The following is an 18,149-nucleotide window of genomic DNA, read 5'->3' on the forward strand; positions in this document are numbered from 1 at the left end:
GGGCCAAAGCATGCCGATACAACCTGGGCTCTACCAACATTACAAAGGTCCGCAGTACCGCGTATTCAGCATTGCGCAGCATTCGGAAACCGAAGAAGAAGTGGTCTTCTACCAAGCCCTGTATGGCGATTACGGCTTTTGGGTACGTCCCTTGAGCATGTTCCTGGAGTCGGTCGAGGTTGACGGCGAACAGGTGCCGCGCTTTGCTTTGGTGCAAGCCGAACCGAGCCTTTTTTCGAAGCCATAAGCTGAGTGCGCGCAAAACCCTGCGCTTGACCTCACCTTGTAGCCACTATATACAGCGGTGCCGCGTCAGGCGCCAACCGCCTTTCACTTCTAGAATTCAGGAATTTTCTGATCCATGGGCAAATCGCTGGTCATTGTGGAATCCCCGGCTAAGGCCAAGACCATCAACAAGTATCTGGGTAACCAATACGTGGTGAAGTCGAGTATCGGCCATATCCGAGACCTGCCCACCAGCGGTTCGGCTAGCGCCAGCAAAGAGCCAGCCGCCAAGCGCGGCAAGGCCGCCGCGGGTGAAGGTCCGGTGCTCACGCCGAAAGAGAAAGCGCGCAAGCAGCTGGTCTCGCGCATGGGTGTCGATCCCGATCATGGCTGGAAAGCCAAGTACGAGATCCTCCCGGGCAAGGAAAAGGTCATCGAAGAGTTGCGCCGGCTCGCCAAGGATGCTGACACCATCTATCTCGCAACCGACTTGGATCGCGAGGGGGAAGCCATTGCCTGGCACCTGCGCGAAGCCATTGGTGGTGACGACAGCCGCTACAAGCGCGTGGTGTTCAACGAAATCACCAAGAAGGCGATTCAGGAAGCCTTCTCCAAGCCGGGCGAGCTGGACATCGACCGTGTCAACGCCCAGCAGGCGCGTCGTTTCCTCGACCGCGTGGTGGGTTACATGGTTTCGCCGCTGCTGTGGGCCAAGATCGCCCGTGGCCTGTCCGCCGGTCGCGTGCAATCGGTTGCCGTGAAGCTGGTGGTTGAGCGTGAGCGCGAAATCCGTGCGTTCAACCCGGAAGAGTACTGGGAAGTCCACGCTGACCTCGGCACCGCCAAGGGCGCAACCGTGCGCTTCGACGTGGCTCGCGAGAAGGGTGAAGCTTTCAAGCCGCTGAACGAAGCCCAGGCCATGGCCGCGCTGGAGAAGCTCAAGGCTTCCAGCTACAGCATCGTCAAGCGCGAAGACAAACCGACCAGCAGCAAGCCGTCGGCACCGTTCATCACGTCCACCCTGCAACAGGCTGCGAGTAACCGCCTGGGTTTCGGCGTGAAGAAAACCATGATGATGGCCCAGCGTTTGTACGAAGCCGGCTACATCACTTATATGCGTACCGACTCCACCAACCTCTCGGCCGATGCCGTGACGATGGCGCGTACTTATATTGAAGGCGAATTCGGCAAGAAGTACCTGCCGGAAACCCCGAACGTCTACAGCAGCAAGGAAGGCGCACAAGAGGCTCACGAAGCGATTCGTCCGTCCGACGCCAACACCGAGCCAAGCAAGCTGTCGGGCATGGAACGAGATGCAGAGCGGCTCTACGAGCTGATCTGGCGCCAGTTCCTCGCTTGCCAGATGCTGCCGGCGCAATACCTGTCGACCACGGTCACCGTGGGTGCCGGCGACTTCGAGCTGCGCGCCAAGGGCCGTATCCTGAAGTTTGACGGTTACACCCGCGTCATGCCGCAAATCGCCAAGCCTGGCGATGACGACGTGCTGCCGGACATGGCCCAGGGCGACGCGATGAAGCTGATCAAGCTTGATCCGACCCAGCACTTCACCAAGCCACCGGCGCGTTATTCGGAAGCGAGCCTGGTTAAAGAAATGGAAAAACGCGGTATCGGTCGTCCTTCGACCTATGCGGCGATCATTTCGACCATCCAGGACCGCGGCTACGTGGCGCTGCACAACCGTCGTTTCTATTCGGAAAAGATGGGTGACATCGTCACCGAGCGTCTGTCCGAGAGCTTCTCCAATCTCATGGACTACGGCTTTACCGCCGGCATGGAAGAGCACCTCGATGACGTGGCCCAAGGCGAACGCGACTGGAAAAACGTGCTGGACGAGTTCTACGGCGACTTCAAGAAAAAGCTCGAAGTAGCCGAAAGCCCGGAAAGCGGCATGCGTGCCAACCAGCCGGTAATGACTGACATTCCGTGCCTGACCTGTGGCCGTCCGATGCAGATTCGTACCGCATCGACCGGCGTATTCCTCGGTTGCTCGGGTTACAGCCTGCCGCCGAAAGAGCGCTGCAAGGCCACCGTCAACCTGGTGCCGGGCGATGAAATCGCGGCGGACGACGAGGGTGAATCGGAGTCGCTGGTTCTGCGCGGCAAGCATCGTTGCCCGATCTGCAGCACCGCGATGGACGCTTACCTGCTCGACGAGAAGCGCAAGCTGCACATCTGCGGTAACAACCCGGATTGCGATGGCTACGAAATCGAAGAGGGCACCTATCGCATCAAGGGCTATGAAGGTCCGAGCCTGGAATGCGACAAGTGTGGCAGCGAGATGCAACTCAAGACGGGCCGTTTCGGCAAGTTCTTCGGTTGCACCAACGCAACGTGCAAGAACACCCGCAAACTGTTGAAAAGCGGTGACGCGGCGCCGCCGAAAATGGATCCGGTGAAGATGCCTGAGCTGAAATGCGAAAAGGTCAACGACACTTATATCCTGCGCGACGGTGCTTCCGGCCTGTTCCTGGCGGCGAGCCAGTTCCCGAAAAACCGCGAGACCCGTGCTCCGCTGGTCATGGAAATTGTGCCGCACAAGGATGAAATCGATCCGAAGTATCATTTCCTCTGTGAAGCGCCGAAGAAAGATCCGGATGGCCTCCCGGCGGTGATCCGCTACAGCCGCAAAACCAAAGAGCAGTACGTTCAGACAGAAGTCGACGGTAAGCCGACTGGCTGGAAAGCGTTCTATGATGGTGGCAAATGGAAGGTCGAGGACAAGCGACCGGCTGCGAAGGCTTAAAATCGCAAGACCTTGTAGGAGCGAGCTCGCTCGCGATGAACCTGAGAGCGCCGCGGGGTGTCAGGCATCCCGCGTTATCGTTGACGTCCTTCGCGAGCAAGCTCGCTCCTACATGACCTGCGTGAAGCAATTATTTCGTTGTGGAGGCTGCCGTCATGGCCCACGAACTCTATACCCGTACCAACCAGAAGATTTATTTCGCCGGTCTGTCGCTGGAAGCACTAGCTAAGGCCGAAGAGGGGCGGGCGATGAATTCCCTGGCGCTGATTCAGGCCGGACGCGAATCGGCGTTGTTTCACTTGTACGGCGCGTTGCTCGGGCTGTGCCATGAAATCGCTGGTTTCTATCGCTTGCCGCAGGCCAGTGCGCCTCGGGCGGAAATGCTGCTGACCCGGGAGGTACTGGAAACCATCGCCATTCCTGAAATGGCCGAGATGGTCGAACTGGCGCAGAACCCCGAAACCTGGCTGGCCAAGCTGCTGTCAGCGCATGCGGCACTGTTTCAGCCGCCCCGCGCACCGCACAAACCCAAGGGCGACGTGACACAGCCGTTGATCCTAGCCGTTAACCTGGATGAAGAAGACGCGCCCGAAGCGTTGAGCCGGGAAGAGCTGGAGAGTTGGCGTCAGAACCTCAAAGGTCTGGCGATCCGGTTTCGCGAAGGCTTGAACGAGTGCTGAAGGATTGAGTGTTCGACGGACGGTTGCGAGAGGCTGTCTGTTCAGGGATGAGCGTGCTGTCAGAAATTTCGCTTTGTAGTGGCATCTGGTCAAGATCCCGAGCGAAGCCTGGCCGATGCCTATATAATCCCCGCCTTTCGTGGAGAACAGACCTTTATGCCAACGTCCTTTCTAGAAATTGTCGAGTTACCAGACGGCCGAATCGAGCTGCGCAGGGCTGAGGACGAGGGTTCTCTGGTTACTTTGGATTTCTCCGAGGATGCCAAGGCGTTCCTGCAAGGCCAACACGTGGAAGTCGCCAAGGCGATGTTGAGCGTAGGTGTTCAGATGGCCGGTCGCCTGGTTGAAGGCGATTTCAATACCGATGAGAGTGCTCGGGTCCTTCATTGATCCCGTTCGTCGCATTTAACTGATACCGCTATTGATCGGCTTCTCTATCCTTGGAGAAGCCCCGCGTTGCTCAGCGCACTCTTCATTTAACCCAGTCGAATATTCAGGCTTTGTGCGTCCCCGATCCGGGCGGCGCTGATCAACTGTTGCCGTGACGTGGTGCTCAATGGATTGAGCCAGCTGACGACAGTGTGGCTGCGGCCCAGTCGCAAGGCTTCGCAGGTCAACTGTTGTGCGCTCTGGGTGCCGCGCGGTTGCAGCAGCAGAATACGTTCACGATTCAGGCCGGCGTCTCGCAACCAGGTTTGTGTCAGGCTGGCGGGCGGGGCGATCAGTGTCAGCCAGCGCGCGTCCTGATCCTCGCTCAACTCCCTGAGGATCGGTGCCAGAAGATTCAGGCAGTTCCCGGCAGCACCACGCAGTGACAGCTCACTGAAGACTTCAGGTTCGGCGCTCCAGGGCGACTCGACCACGTCTTTCAGAATCGGCGCCATCGGCTGCACCATGAAAGCCTCGAACAACGGCAGTTGGGCTTGCTGTGATGTGTGTGGGAACTGCATAAAGCCTCCTTTTAGCGGCGAATGACGCCGACACTCAAGCCTTCGATCACCAGTTCCTGATCTTTCAGGTTCACTTCGATAGGGGCGAATTCAGGGTTTTCGGCAATCAGCCAGACTTTGCTGCCGTCACGCTTGAAGCGTTTGACCGTTACTTCGTCGCCGATACGCGCCACCACGATCTGGCCGTTGCGGGCTTCGCGGGTGGTATGGACGGCCAGCAGGTCGCCGTCGAAAATGCCCACGTCCTTCATGCTCATGCCATGAACGCGCAGTAAATAGTCAGCACGAGGATGGAAGAACGCAGGATTGATGTTGCAGGACTCTTCGATGTGCTGCTGGGCAAGGATCGGTGCACCGGCAGCGACTCGGCCAATGATCGGCAGGGTGGACTCGTCTGCCTTGGCTTCGAAGCCGGGGATGCGGATGCCGCGGGAGGCGCCTGGCGTCATCTCGATGGCGCCTTTACGGGCGAGTGCCTTGAGATGTTCTTCTGCCGCGTTGGGCGACTTGAAACCCAGTTCCTGAGCGATTTCCGCGCGGGTTGGCGGGTAGCCGTTGTCTTCCAGGCAGCGTTTGATGAAGGCCAGAATCTCGGCTTGGCGTGGCGTCAGCTTTAGCATATTGATCGCTCTGTCTTTTTATACAGTGACTGGGATTATATACAGTGAAAGCATCTTGGCAATGCCCCTTTTTTTGCCGGCCGCCAGACGGTCAATCAGCACGCGGATTAACACGTCGCAGATCTATGGTTAAATAGCTGACGGACCATTCCCAAACGAACCTCCAGGCTTGACAAGGCCTGGGCTGAAACGTATGTTTCAAACAAGTGTTTGTCATGCGGAGTAGCCATGGCCCAGTCGGAAACCGTTGAACGCATTCTCGATGCTGCCGAGCAGTTGTTCGCGGAAAAAGGTTTTGCTGAAACCTCGTTGCGTTTGATCACCAGCAAGGCCGGTGTCAATCTGGCGGCTGTGAACTATCACTTCGGCTCGAAAAAGGCGCTGATTCAAGCCGTCTTCTCGCGCTTTCTCGGACCGTTTTGCCTGAGTCTCGATAAAGAGCTGGAGCGGCGCCAGGCCAAGCCCGAGAACAAGCCGACACTCGAAGAATTGCTGGAAATCCTCGTCGAGCAAGCCATGGTGGTGCAGCCACGCAGCGGCAACGATCTCTCCATCTTCATGCGATTGCTGGGACTGGCATTCAGCCAGAGCCAGGGTCACTTGCGGCGGTATCTCGAAGATATGTACGGCAAGGTGTTCCGCCGCTACATGATGTTGGTCAACGAAGCCGCGCCGCGCATTCCGCCGATCGAGCTGTTCTGGCGTGTGCACTTCATGCTGGGTGCTGCGGCGTTCAGCATGTCTGGTATCAAGGCCTTGCGCGCGATTGCCGAAACCGATTTCGGCGTCAACACTTCCATCGAGCAGGTGATGCGCCTGATGGTGCCGTTCCTGGCGGCCGGCATGCGTGCCGAAACCGGCGTGACCGACACGGCCATGGCCACCGCGCAGTTGCGTCCGCGCAGCAAATCGACACAGGTTGCCGCCAAGGTTTAACCGCACACGGGTGGGCGCGGCAGCTGACATCCGCTAAGCTAGCCGCCCATGCCGACTCTCGTTCTGAACCCGCTCCCCATTTTTATCGCCGACCTGCCGGGCACAGCCCAGGGCGGCGAATGCGTGCGAGCCGGGTTTATCGTTATCAAGGAATCTCTATGACTGCTGGCCTGCAAGGCTCGTTGATGGTGGACGTCGCCGGTACGTGGCTGACGGCTGAAGATCGCCAATTGTTGCGCCAGCCCGAAGTGGGCGGCCTGATCATTTTTGCCCGCAACATCGAGCACCCGCGTCAGGTGCGCGAGCTGAGCGCCGCGATTCGCGCCATTCGCCCCGATCTGCTGCTGGCAGTGGATCAGGAGGGCGGTCGGGTTCAGCGCTTGCGTCAGGGCTTTGTGCGACTGCCGGCCATGCGGGCCATCGCTGACAATCCGAATGCCGAGTACCTGGCCGAACAGTGCGGCTGGATCATGGCCACCGAAGTACTGGCCGTCGGCCTCGACCTGAGCTTCGCCCCGGTGCTGGATCTGGATTACCAGCGCAGTGCCGTGGTCGGCACCCGTTCGTTCGAAGGTGATCCGGAACGCGCGGCGCTGCTGGCGGGTGCATTTATTCGTGGCATGAACGGCGCGGGTATGGCCGCCACCGGCAAACACTTCCCCGGCCACGGTTGGGCCGAGGCGGATTCCCACGTCGCGATCCCGAATGACGAGCGCAGCCTCGACGAGATCCGCGCCAACGATCTGGTGCCGTTCGCCCGGTTGAGCAAGCAACTGGCTGCCGTCATGCCCGCTCATGTTATCTACCCACAAGTCGATTCCCAGCCTGCCGGATTCTCCCGGCGCTGGTTGCAGGACATCCTGCGCGGCGAATTGCAATTCGATGGCGTTATCTTCAGCGACGATCTGTCGATGGCCGGTGCCCATGTGGTCGGTGATGCTGCCAGCCGTATCGAAGCCGCGTTGTCTGCCGGTTGTGACATGGGGCTGGTGTGCAACGACCGCGCTGCCGCGGAACTCGCCTTGAGCGCCGCCCAGCGTTTGAAGGTCACGCCGTCCGAGCGCATTGCGCGCATGCGTGGCCAGTCGTACGCCAGCACTGAATACCGCCAGGATCCGCGCTGGCTGACAGCCATTGGCGCGCTTAAAGACGCTCAACTGATTGAATAAGGACTTCACGTTATGACGGTTTACGCGATTATTGGTGGCACCGGCCTGACTCAACTCGAAGGCCTGAGCATTCGTCAGTCATTGGCGGTGGACACTCCTTATGGCGCGCCTTCGGCCGAAGTGCAGATCGGTGAATACGCCGGCAAGGAAGTGTTGTTCCTTGCGCGTCACGGGCACCCGCACCGTTTTCCACCGCACCAGGTGAACTACCGCGCCAACCTCTGGGCATTGAAACAGGCCGGTGCCGAGGCGATCCTTGCGGTCAACGCGGTAGGCGGAATTCATGCTGCCATGGGCACCGGACATTTCTGCGTCCCGCATCAGTTGATCGACTACACCAGCGGCCGCGAACACACCTATTTTGCCGATGACCTGGAGCATGTCACCCACATCGACTTCAGCTATCCCTACAGCGAACCGCTGCGGCAGCAATTGATCGCGGCGTTGGCGGCTGAAGGCGTTGGCTACAGCAGTCATGGCGTGTACGCGTGTACCCAGGGGCCGCGTCTGGAAACGGTCGCGGAGATTGCGCGTCTGGAGCGTGACGGGTGCGACATCGTCGGCATGACCGGCATGCCGGAAGCGGCATTGGCGCGTGAGCTGGAACTGGATTACGCCTGTCTGGCGCTGGTGGTGAACCCGGCGGCGGGCAAGTCGACGGCAGTGATCACGATGGCTGAGATCGAGCAGGCGTTGCACGACGGGATGGGGAAGGTGAAGTCGACGTTGGCGCGGGTGCTTAAAGGTTAAGTAGTCGATAAACCGAGTCGAGCCCTTCGCGAGCAAGCCCGCTCCCACATCGGATCTGTGTTTGCCCACGTTAACGGGAACAACATAAATCTAATGTGGGAGCGGGCTTGCTCGCGAAGGCGTTCTATCTGTCGCCGCTATTTTTCCAGCTTATCCGGCAACGGCGCAAACAACGCCTCAATATCATCACTCTGCAACTTCCAGTCCCCAGTCTTGCGCCCATCGAGCACGCCGGCCGCCAGGTCGGATTTTTCCTTTTGCAGGTGCTGAATCTTCTCTTCCACTGTGCCCCGGGCAATCATCTTGTAGACGAACACCGGCTTCTCCTGGCCAATGCGGTATGCGCGGTCAGTCGCCTGGTTTTCCGTCGCCGGGTTCCACCACGGGTCGTAATGAATCACTGTATCCGCTTCGGTCAGGTTCAGGCCTACACCACCTGCCTTCAAGCTGATCAGAAAGATCTGACGCTTGCCGCTCTGGAAGTCTTTCACCGGAGAGCGTCGGTCACGGGTCTGTCCAGTCAACAACGCATATTCAACACCGCGTTTTTTCAACTCGACCTCAATTAACGCGAGCATCGAAGTGAACTGCGAAAACAGCAGAATCCGCCGGCCTTCCTCGAACAACTCCTCCAGCATCTCCATCAGGCTATCGAGCTTGCCCGAAGTACTGCCGCGAGCCGGCAGTGCAGCGTCGTTGACCAGGCGCAAATCGCAGCACACCTGACGCAGCTTCAGCAGTGCCTCAAGAATGATGATCTGGCTGCGCGCCACGCCCTTGCGGGTGATTTCGTCGCGCACCTTCTTGTCCATGGCCAGGCGCATGGTTTCGTACACATCGCGTTGGGCTTCGTTGAGCTCGACCCAGTGAATGATCTCAGTCTTCGGCGGCAACTCGGTCGCCACCTGCTCTTTCGTTCTGCGCAACAGAAACGGTTTGATCCGACCATTGAGGTGCTGAAGTCTGACTTCGCTGGCGCGCTTTTCAATCGGCACGCGGTAATCGCGGTTGAAGCTCTTCACATCGCCGAGCCAGCCGGGCAGCAGGAAGTGAAACAGCGACCACAGTTCGCCCAGGTGGTTTTCCAGTGGCGTACCGCTCAGGCACAGACGCTGGCGCGCATTCAGTTCGCGCGCAGCCTGGGCGGCCTTGCTGTTGGGGTTTTTTATGTACTGCGCTTCGTCCAGCACCAGGACATGCAACGGCTGCGCGGCCAGGCGTTCGACGTCTTTGGGTAGCAGCGCATAGGTGGTCAGGATCAGGTCGTAGTCGGCCAGATTGTCGAAATGTTTCTTGCGACTGGCGCCGTACAGCGCCAGCACTTTGAGTTGTGGCGTGAAGTGCGCCGCTTCGTCGAGCCAATTCGGAATCAGGCTGGTGGGCATCACCACCATGCACGGCCGGTCCAGGCGTCCGGCGTTTTTCTCACTGAGAACATGCGCCAGGGTCTGTAGGGTTTTACCCAGTCCCATGTCGTCCGCGAGAATCCCGCCGACTTCCAGTTGCCGCAGCGATTGCATCCAGCTCAAGCCTTCCAGCTGATACGGGCGCAACGTTGCGTTCAAGCCTTCCGGTGCAGTCGCGGTGTAATCCTTGATGTCCCGCAGGCGCTGGGCGAAGGTGCGGATCTGTTCGCCACCTTCCCAAAGCAGCGGCATGTCTTCCAGCGGGTTCAACCGAATGGCATCGGCCTTGCTCAGGCGCAGCGTGGTCTCACCGGGTTCCTGCAGGTAGAACTCGCCGAGGGTCGCCAGTACCGGTTTCAAGCGGCCAAAGGGCAGGGCGACTTGCAGCGGCCCATATTTGGAGTTCGGGCGATTGGGGATGTTCACCAAAATCAGCTCGTCGTCGCGCCGACGGGCGAGGCGTTCCGGGTTGAGGATTTCGGTGTGGGAGCGCATCAGGTTCAGCAGGATGGGGAGCAAGCTAAGTCGCTCGCCGTTGACGATGATCCCCAGCTCCAGATCGAACCAGTCACGCTCCGGCACCTGTTCGACGGTGGCGTACCAGTCGTCCACGGCGGTCAGGTCGAAACCGAAATCCTCGTCGATCTGCAACTCCCAGCCTTGAGTACGCAGCTTCGGCAGCTCATTGAGGGTGAAGGTCAGCCAGGCGCTGTCGTTGACCATCTCGTAGAGTTCGCCAGCGCTTTCCGGCAAGGCCTTGCTTTGCCGCGTGGCGATCTTGAAACCGAGAATTCGCAACTGTTCCCTGTAGGCCTGTTCGACTTCCGGGTGGCGTTTTATCCGTAATGTCTGCGTTTCCTGGCGAATCAGGATGTCGGCGTTTTTCTGTCCGCTAACGTATTCATCCAGATAGCTGAAGGACAGCGCCGCACGATGCTGAATGTAACGCTGCATCTTGCCGTTGCGCGGTTCGAAGGCGCTGAACTCGATGCTTGCCAGCCATAGACGCGGCACCGGTTGCACATTGTCCACCAGCACTTGCGGAGGCGCCTTCGGGCTGCGGTTTTCCAGCACTGCCTGGAGTTTTTCCAGCAGGTCGGCATCTTGCGCGGCGGCGGGGTAGGCGAGGGTTTCCTGCACCTTCAACAGCACGGCTGCGCAATGTTTGCAGTTGCTGCGGACCGGGCACGTACACGTGGCATCGACCATCAGCAGCGTGGCTTTGGCTGACTCTCGCAGGCGAATGGTCTGACGGTAAACGTTACCGCCAGAACCTTCGCACGCGGCGGCAATGGTCGCGTCGCCGACTTCGACAATCCTGACGCGGTTCTCCAACGCGTAGCGACGGCCGCGCTCCAGGCTTTGTTCCTTGAATCGACTGACCCATGAAGGTGCCAGGGGTTTGCTCAGGGTCGCGGGCATATGGACTTCAATCAGTCCGGAATTTCATCGGGGACTGGCCGAGGCGCAGGGGCGGTGAGCGAGGTGATCTTGATCAGCAGGCCGAGGTGGCCGTTGTCGAGGAAGTTCAGCTGGCCGTTCTTGGTGTGGCTTTCCTGCTTGAGGCGTTCGCTGGCGGTGACCATGCCGTTGGCGTCGATCTGGTTGACCCAGAAGTCGGCGTCCACATCGGTGAAGCGGCCCAGTTTCAGGTTCAGCGTGCCCTCGATCGGGAACTGCCCGAACTGTTCATTGCCATCGCTGATTGCAATTTTGCTGGCTTCTTCGCCAAGGTTCTGTTGCCAGGCCTTGTGCAGCAACACCGTGTATTCGTTACTGGCGGTGAGTTTTTCCACTTCGCCATTCAGGCTAGGCGTGCGCAGGCTCTCGGGGCTGATGCGCTGGGCGCCGGCAGCCCAGTCTTCCGGCGCGGCGCGGCTGACGATGGCGGGCACGGCGTTTTGCCGGACCAGAATCATTTCAATCTGATACAGGTCATCGGCAAACGCCGTGGGGGCGGCCAGGGTCATCAGCAAAGTCAGTAAGCGAAACAGGCGCATGCGGCGTCCTTCAAGCAGTTTTCGGAATGAGGCATTCAAGCAGTGCCTCTACAGAATTAAAGCGCTCTTCCGGGCGCTCCATCGGGACCATGAATTTAAACATCGTGGCGCCTTCGAATTTGTAGCGTTTAGGCTGGCCCTGAATCAGTTTGATCAGTGTCAGCGGATCGACCGGTGTCTGCGCGGCGAACTCGATCCGGCCGCCTTGCGGGCCGCCGTCGACTTTCTTGATGCCCAGCACTTCGGCCTGCAACTTCAGCGCGGTGATGCGCATCAGGTTCTTGGTCGGTTCCGGCAGCAGGCCGAAACGATCGATCATCTCCACTTGCAGGTCCTTGAGGCCGTCCTCATCGGTGGCCGAGGCAATGCGTTTGTAGAGAATCAGTCGGGCATGCACGTCCGGCAAGTAGTCTTCGGGAATCAATGCCGGTACACGCAAATTGACTTCCGGGCCACCGCCCAGCGGCTGATCGAGGTTTGGCTGTTCGCCCTTGCGGATCGACTTCACCGCGCGCTCGAGCATCTCCATGTACAGGGTGAAGCCGACGGCCTGGATCTGCCCGCTCTGACCGTCGCCCAGCAGTTCGCCGGCGCCACGGATTTCCAGGTCGTTGGTGGCGAGCACGAAGCCCGCGCCGAGGTCCTGGGTATTGGCGATCGCTTCCAGACGCTTTTCTGCATCCGGGGTGATTTGCTGGCGCGGCGGTGTCAGCAGGTACGCGTAAGCCTGGTGGTGACTGCGACCGACGCGGCCGCGTAACTGGTGCAACTGCGCCAGGCCGAATTTGTCGGCACGCTCGATGATGATGGTGTTGGCGCTCGGCACGTCGATGCCGGTCTCGATGATGGTCGAGGCGATCAGCACGTTGAAGCGCTTGTGGTAGAAGTCGCTCATCACCTGTTCGAGTTCGCGTTCGCGCATCTGCCCGTGGCCGATGCCGATCCGCGCTTCCGGCACCAGTTCGGCGAGGTCGGCGGCGCACTTCTCGATGGTCTTCACGTCGTTATGCAGGTAGTAAACCTGGCCGCCACGCAGCAACTCACGCAGCAGGGCCTCTTTGACCGTGCTCTTGTTCTGTTCCATGACGAAGGTCCGCACCGACAGGCGACGGGCCGGCGGCGTGGCGATGATCGACAGGTCGCGCATGCCGGACACCGCCATGTTCAGCGTGCGTGGAATCGGCGTCGCGGTAAGCGTGAGGATGTCGACTTCGCTGCGCAGGGCCTTGAGCTGTTCTTTCTGACGCACGCCGAAACGGTGTTCTTCGTCGATGATCACCAGTCCTAGATTTTTGATCTTCACATCGTCTTGCAGCAGCTTGTGCGTGCCGATGACGATGTCGATCTTGCCTTCGGCGAGGTCGGCGACGGCAGCGTTCACTTCCTTCGTCGACTTGAAGCGACTCATCACTTCCACGGTCACCGGCCAGTCGGCGAAGCGGTCGCGGAAACTGTTGTAGTGCTGCTGGGCGAGCAGGGTGGTCGGCACCAGAATGGCGACCTGACGACCGCCGTGCACCGCGATAAACGCCGCGCGCATCGCCACTTCGGTCTTGCCGAAACCGACGTCGCCGCAGACCAGGCGGTCCATTGGTTTCGGTGCGAGCATGTCGGCGCGCACCGCTTCGATGGTGGTTTGCTGGTCCGGGGTTTCTTCGAACGGGAAACCGGCGCTGAAGGTTGCGTAGTCGGCTTTCGGATCTTCGAAGGCATAGCCTTCGCGGGCAGCACGGCGGGCATAGATGTCGAGCAATTCGGCAGCCACGTCGCGCACCTGTTCGGCGGCTTTGCGTTTGGCTTTCTGCCAGGTTTCAGAGCCGAGACGGTGCAACGGAGCCAACGCATCGTCGCTGCCGGTATAACGGGCGATCAAGTGCAGGTTGGCCACCGGCACGTACAGCTTGGCGCCTTCGGCGTATTGCAGGGTCAGGAACTCAGCGGCCTGATCGTCGATTTCCAGTGTCGCAAGACCCAGATACCGACCGACGCCGTGATCGATGTGCACCACCGGCGCGCCTTCGCGCAGCTCGGTGAGGTTCTTGATCACGGCGTCGTTGTTGGCGTCGGCGCGCTTCTCGCGACGTCGGCGTTGCATGACGCGCTGACCGAACAACGGGCTTTCAGCCACCAGTGCCAGCGCCGGATCGTCAAGCACCAGGCCTTCGTCGAGCGGCGCGATGGTAATCGCCAGGCGCTCCTTGCTCGCGACAAAGTCCGGCCAGCTGTCGACGGTTTTCGGCCGCAGCTTCAGGCGTTCCAGCAGTTCCAGCAGCACTTCACGACGGCCCGCGGATTCGGCGGTAAACAGCACGCGACCGGGGAACTCGTCGAGGAAGCCAGCCAGTGCCGCCAATGGCTGCGTGGCCTTGGCTTCGATGGCCAGGTTCGGCAGCTCTCGCGCCGGGAATCGCTCGCGGCCGACGCCGGTTTCCACGTCCTGCTGACTGGCCACCACACGCGGCCAGCTCTTCAGGCGGGCAAAGCAATCCTCCACTGGCAAGAACAATTCGGCCGGCGGCAATAAAGGACGAGAGGGGTCGACGCGGCGTTCTTCATAACGGTTGCGCACATCGTTCCAGAAGTTTTCCGCCGCCTGCTCGATGCCCGGCAGGGAAAACACTTGCGTGTCCTGGGGCAGGTAATCGAACAGCGTGGACGTTTCGTCGAAGAACAGCGGCAGGTAGTACTCGATACCCGCCGGTGTAATCCCGCTGCTCAAATCCTGGAAGATCGGGCAGCGACGGAAGTCGACATCGAAGCGCTCACGGAAGCGCGCCTTGAAACGGGTGACCGCGTCTTTTTGCAGCGGAAACTCGCGAGCCGGCAACAGGCGAACGGTGTCCACCTTGTCGATGGAGCGCTGGTTTTCCGGATCGAATGTACGCAGCGTCTCGATTTCGTCGTCGAACAGATCAATCCTGAAGGGCAGTTTACTGCCCATCGGGAACAGATCGATCAGCGAGCCGCGGACGGTGAATTCGCCGTGCTCGTACACCGTGTCGACGTAGCGATAGCCGCTGGCCTCGAGCCGGGTGCGCATTTGCTCGACATCGAGCTTCTGGCCGACGTCCAGAACAAGGCTGCTGCCGAGCAGGAATTTAGTTGGCGCCAGGCGATGCAGGGCCGTGGTGATCGGCACCACCAGCACGCCATGGCTCAGTTCCGGCAACCGATAAAGGGCAGCGATGCGCTGGGAAATGATGTCCTGGTGTGGCGAAAACAGATCGTACGGCAGGGTTTCCCAGTCCGGGAAATGCAGCACCGGCAAATCCGGGGCGAAGAAACCCAGCTCCTGTTCCAGCCGTTCGGCACTTTGGCTGTCGGCGGTCAGCAGCAGGGTAAAGCGCTTGGCAGCGCTGGCAGCCTCGGCGATGGCCAGGCTCAGGGCGGCACCGGGCAGGTTGCCCCAGTGCTGTTTACCTGCCGCGGCAGGGAGAAGCGGTAGACGCAGAACGGGCACGGAAGGTTGAGCTCCAAGCGTTGCGACAAAGTCGGTAATTGTAGCGGCCCCGGGTGCCGCCTGTCAGTTGCTGATGTGTCTATTACGCAGGTTTGGCGAAATGTAGTGGTAAAGACAAAAAACGCCGGTTTTTTACTGAAAATTGCCGATTATGTAGTGGCAAAACGACCGAGTGTTACGGAGGGTTACGGATACGGCAGCGATGTTTCCAAAAAACTGACTGCGCTGAAACCCGCGGTTTTACTGGGCTTCGGCGGCGCGTAATTTTTTTGAACGGCAATTTGTTACGGATCGTACGACAGGCGCGCATTGCTACGGGAGGGAGTCGGCGGCATAATGTAGCCCCTTTTTTCTGCCCCTACATGTGGAAGGTTCCCGTGACTCAGAAGCCCGACCAGTGTCTTGGTGAATGGATCGACCGTGAAGCACTCGCAGAAGCGATGATTCCGCTTATCGGTCAGCTCTACCGCAATAACAACGTGGTGAGCTCGATCTATGGCCGCAGCCTGATCAATCGTTCAGTCATCGCGATTCTCAAAGCTCACCGCTTTGCCCGTCATCGCCAGTCCGATGACAGCGAATTGTCCGTCCACGAAACATTCCCGCTGCTCAAGGCCATGAGCGAGCTCAAGCTTGGCGCCGCTTCGGTAGACCTGGGCAAGCTGGCGGTCAAGTTCAAGGCCGAAGGCAATGGCCGTACGGCCGAGCAGTTCGTCCGTGAAGAACTGGCTGACGTGGTTGGCCAGCAAAACGCTGCCGCTCGCAAAGGCACCGACGTTGTCCTGTACGGCTTCGGTCGTATCGGCCGTCTGCTGGCGCGCATCCTGATCGAGAAAACCGGTGGCGGCGACGGCCTGCGTCTGCGCGCCATCGTTGTCCGCAAGGGCGCCGAGAACGATCTGGTCAAGCGTGCAAGCCTGCTGCGTCGTGATTCGGTTCATGGTCCGTTCGATGGCACCATCACCATTGATGAAGCCAACAACACCATCACCGCCAACGGCAACCTGATCCAGGTTATCTACGCGAAAAACCCGACTGAAGTGGATTACACCCAGTACGGCATCAAAGACGCGCTGCTGGTGGACAACACTGGTGTGTGGCGTGACGCTGACGGTCTGGGCCAGCATCTGGCCTGCCCGGGTATCGACCGCGTTGTTCTGACCGCGCCTGGCAAGGGCAAGCTGAAGAACATCGTTCACGGCATCAACCACGGTGAAATCACCGCTGACGACAAGATCGTGTCCGCCGCTTCCTGCACCACCAACGCCATCGTGCCGGTGCTCAAGGCTGTGAATGACAAGTTCGGCATCATCAACGGTCACGTCGAAACCGTTCACTCGTACACCAACGACCAGAACCTGATCGACAACTTCCACAAGGGCGATCGCCGTGGCCGTAGCGCCGCGCTGAACATGGTGATCACCGAGACCGGTGCTGCCACTGCTGCTGCCAAGGCTTTGCCTGAGCTGGCCGGCAAGCTGACCGGTAACGCGATCCGTGTTCCGACGCCAAACGTGTCGATGGCCATTCTCAACCTCAACCTTGAGAAAGCCGCTACCCGCGAAGAGATGAACGAGTACCTGCGCTACATGGCGTTGCACTCCGATCTGCATAAGCAAATCGACTACGTCAATTCGCAGGAAGTGGTTTCCACCGACTTCGTTGGCTCGCGCCACGCTGGCGTTGTGGATGCTGAAGCAACCATCACCCAAGACAACCGCGTTGTTCTGTACGTTTGGTACGACAACGAATTCGGTTACAGCTGCCAGGTGGTTCGCGTGATGGAAGACATGGCCGGTGTAAACCCGCCAGCATTCCCGCGCTAAGCCTTAGCTGCACATGAAAACGCCCCGACTTTGGTCGGGGCGTTTTTGTTTGTGCGGTGTGCCGGTTGACGGTGGATCTCTGGGCGGGCCTTTTCGCGAGCAAGCCCGCTCCCACAGAGGGGGAGAGGTGTTAACACGCATCATGTGAGCGCCGTTGAATCGTGTGGGAGCGGGCTTGCTCGCGAAAGCGGTGTGTCAGTCAAAATAGATGTCGTCTGACACACTGCCTTCGCGAGCAAGCCCGCTCCCACAATTTCCATCGCATAATGGCTGGCCTTGGCGGTGTGTCAGGGAATTGCTCAGGAGAGACAGGATTTTGTCGAAAGGGTGGAAGGGTTTATTTCTGGTGCTGATGGGCGCGTTGTCAGGCTGCGGCAACGGCGACTCCATGGAAACCATCAGCGGTCCGACCATGGGCAGCACCTATTCGATCAAGTACCTGCGCCACGCCGATCTTCCCGCAGCCGCCGAGATCCGCGTCGAAGTCGAAAAAATCCTCGCTGAAGTCGACCGGCAAATGTCGACCTACCGCAGCGACTCGGACATCGAACGTTTCAACGATCTTCCCGCCAACCGCTGTCAGAAAATGCCCGCGCCCGTCCTCGAATTAGTCCGCGTTGGAGAACAACTGTCGGAACAAAGCGAAGGCTCCTACGACCTGACGGTGGAACCGCTGCTCAATCTCTGGGGATTCGGACCTCAGGCGCGTGAGGAAAAAGTCCCCACTGCCCAATCGCTGGCGAACGTGCGGCAGCGAGTCGGTTATCAACACCTGCGCATTGAAGGCGATCAGCTGTGCAAGGACGCTGCTGTCGAAGTCGACTTCAACAGCATCGCCGCCGGCTACGCAGTCGACATAATCGCCGCAAAACTCGAAGCCATGGGCATCCACAACTACCTCGCCGAAGTCACCGGAGAACTCAAGGCGTCGGGCAAGAAACTCGACGGCTCACCCTGGAAGATTGCGTTGGAGGAACCCCGCGACGATCAGCAAGTGGCTCAGCGCATCATCAATGTGGACGGCTACGGCGTGTCCACTTCCGGCGACTACCGCAACTATTTTCAACAGGGTGGTCGGCGTTATTCCCACACCTTCGATGCCCGCACCGGTGCGCCGGTCTCACACGCCCTGGCGTCAGTCACGGTGATTCATCCTTCAGCGTTGATGGCCGATGGCTTATCGACGCTGTTGCTGATTCTCGGCCCTGAACGGGGTTGGGACTATGCCGAGGCTCACAACATCGGTGCATTCTTTGTGATTCGTGCCGATACAGGTTTCGTCACACGAACCAATCAGGCTTTTGAACGCCTCAGTGGCGGCAAAACCGAATGATTGCGGCGATTTGCGCATTGAAGACTGGCG

At 59.5% G+C, this 18,149-nt stretch carries 14 protein-coding genes; 9 read left to right on the forward strand and 5 right to left on the reverse strand.

Annotated elements, in window-relative coordinates:
* Positions 1-10: 10 nt before the first annotated feature.
* From ACA073_RS09320 to ACA073_RS09335, 4 genes are all read left to right on the forward strand, one after another.
* On the forward strand, positions 11-247 hold the full coding sequence (locus tag ACA073_RS09320) for a DUF1653 domain-containing protein (RefSeq protein WP_150582100.1): 237 nt from the start codon (positions 11-13) through the stop codon (positions 245-247).
* Between the two features lie 114 nt (positions 248-361).
* A complete protein-coding gene (gene topA / locus ACA073_RS09325; RefSeq protein ID WP_497403012.1) occupies positions 362-2,989 on the forward strand; it encodes a type I DNA topoisomerase in 2,628 nt (875 codons plus the stop codon).
* Positions 2,990-3,144: 155 nt separating this feature from the next.
* Positions 3,145-3,669, forward strand: a complete 525-nt coding sequence (locus ACA073_RS09330; protein ID WP_497403013.1) for a DUF6586 family protein — start codon at positions 3,145-3,147, stop codon at positions 3,667-3,669.
* 156 nt (positions 3,670-3,825) lie between these two features.
* Entirely contained in the window at positions 3,826-4,059 is a 234-nt protein-coding gene (locus ACA073_RS09335) for a hypothetical protein (RefSeq protein ID WP_214381987.1), read from the forward strand.
* A gap of 86 nt (positions 4,060-4,145) precedes the next feature.
* Here ACA073_RS09335 and sulA read toward each other — a convergent pair whose 3' ends face one another.
* Both sulA and lexA read right to left on the reverse strand, forming a co-directional pair.
* A complete protein-coding gene (gene sulA, locus ACA073_RS09340) occupies positions 4,146-4,619 on the reverse strand; it encodes an SOS-induced cell division inhibitor SulA (RefSeq protein WP_461951040.1) in 474 nt (157 codons plus the stop codon).
* An 11-nt stretch (positions 4,620-4,630) separates the two neighbouring features.
* Positions 4,631-5,239 (reverse strand): transcriptional repressor LexA, encoded by a 609-nt coding sequence (gene lexA, locus ACA073_RS09345; protein WP_007944149.1) that lies wholly within the window; start codon positions 5,237-5,239, stop codon positions 4,631-4,633.
* A gap of 228 nt (positions 5,240-5,467) precedes the next feature.
* Here lexA and ACA073_RS09350 point away from each other — a divergent pair, with 228 nt between their 5' ends.
* The 3 genes from ACA073_RS09350 to ACA073_RS09360 all read left to right on the forward strand — a co-directional run bounded on the left by ACA073_RS09350 (position 5,468) and on the right by ACA073_RS09360 (position 8,094).
* Entirely contained in the window at positions 5,468-6,175 is a 708-nt protein-coding gene (locus ACA073_RS09350; protein WP_497403014.1) for a TetR/AcrR family transcriptional regulator, read from the forward strand.
* Positions 6,176-6,345: 170 nt separating this feature from the next.
* Positions 6,346-7,344 carry a beta-N-acetylhexosaminidase gene (nagZ, locus tag ACA073_RS09355; protein ID WP_497404034.1) on the forward strand — a complete coding sequence of 333 codons (999 nt, stop codon included), beginning with the start codon at positions 6,346-6,348 and terminating at the stop codon, positions 7,342-7,344.
* A gap of 12 nt (positions 7,345-7,356) precedes the next feature.
* The gene (locus ACA073_RS09360; RefSeq protein ID WP_007991412.1) at positions 7,357-8,094 is read left to right on the forward strand and encodes an S-methyl-5'-thioinosine phosphorylase; all 738 of its coding nucleotides are present in this window, start codon (positions 7,357-7,359) and stop codon (positions 8,092-8,094) included.
* A gap of 137 nt (positions 8,095-8,231) precedes the next feature.
* Here the strand turns inward: ACA073_RS09360 and ACA073_RS09365 are convergent, their stop codons facing one another.
* Genes ACA073_RS09365 through mfd form a run of 3 tightly spaced genes read right to left on the reverse strand, consistent with a single transcriptional unit; the run spans position 8,232 to position 14,960 of the window.
* Positions 8,232-10,922 carry an SNF2-related protein gene (locus tag ACA073_RS09365; protein WP_497403015.1) on the reverse strand — a complete coding sequence of 897 codons (2,691 nt, stop codon included), beginning with the start codon at positions 10,920-10,922 and terminating at the stop codon, positions 8,232-8,234.
* 11 nt (positions 10,923-10,933) lie between these two features.
* Positions 10,934-11,500, reverse strand: a complete 567-nt coding sequence (locus ACA073_RS09370) for a CsiV family protein (protein WP_497403016.1) — start codon at positions 11,498-11,500, stop codon at positions 10,934-10,936.
* Between the two features lie 10 nt (positions 11,501-11,510).
* On the reverse strand, positions 11,511-14,960 hold the full coding sequence (gene mfd / locus ACA073_RS09375) for a transcription-repair coupling factor (protein WP_497403017.1): 3,450 nt from the start codon (positions 14,958-14,960) through the stop codon (positions 11,511-11,513).
* A gap of 362 nt (positions 14,961-15,322) precedes the next feature.
* Here mfd and ACA073_RS09380 point away from each other — a divergent pair, with 362 nt between their 5' ends.
* Both ACA073_RS09380 and ACA073_RS09385 read left to right on the forward strand, forming a co-directional pair.
* Positions 15,323-16,786: a glyceraldehyde-3-phosphate dehydrogenase gene (locus tag ACA073_RS09380; RefSeq protein WP_497403018.1), complete on the forward strand. Its 1,464-nt coding sequence runs from the start codon at positions 15,323-15,325 to the stop codon at positions 16,784-16,786.
* A 352-nt stretch (positions 16,787-17,138) separates the two neighbouring features.
* Entirely contained in the window at positions 17,139-18,119 is a 981-nt protein-coding gene (locus ACA073_RS09385) for an FAD:protein FMN transferase (protein WP_497404036.1), read from the forward strand.
* The last annotated feature ends 30 nt before the right edge of the window (positions 18,120-18,149 follow it).

The organism is Pseudomonas sp. LBUM1670 (assembly GCF_059695695.1).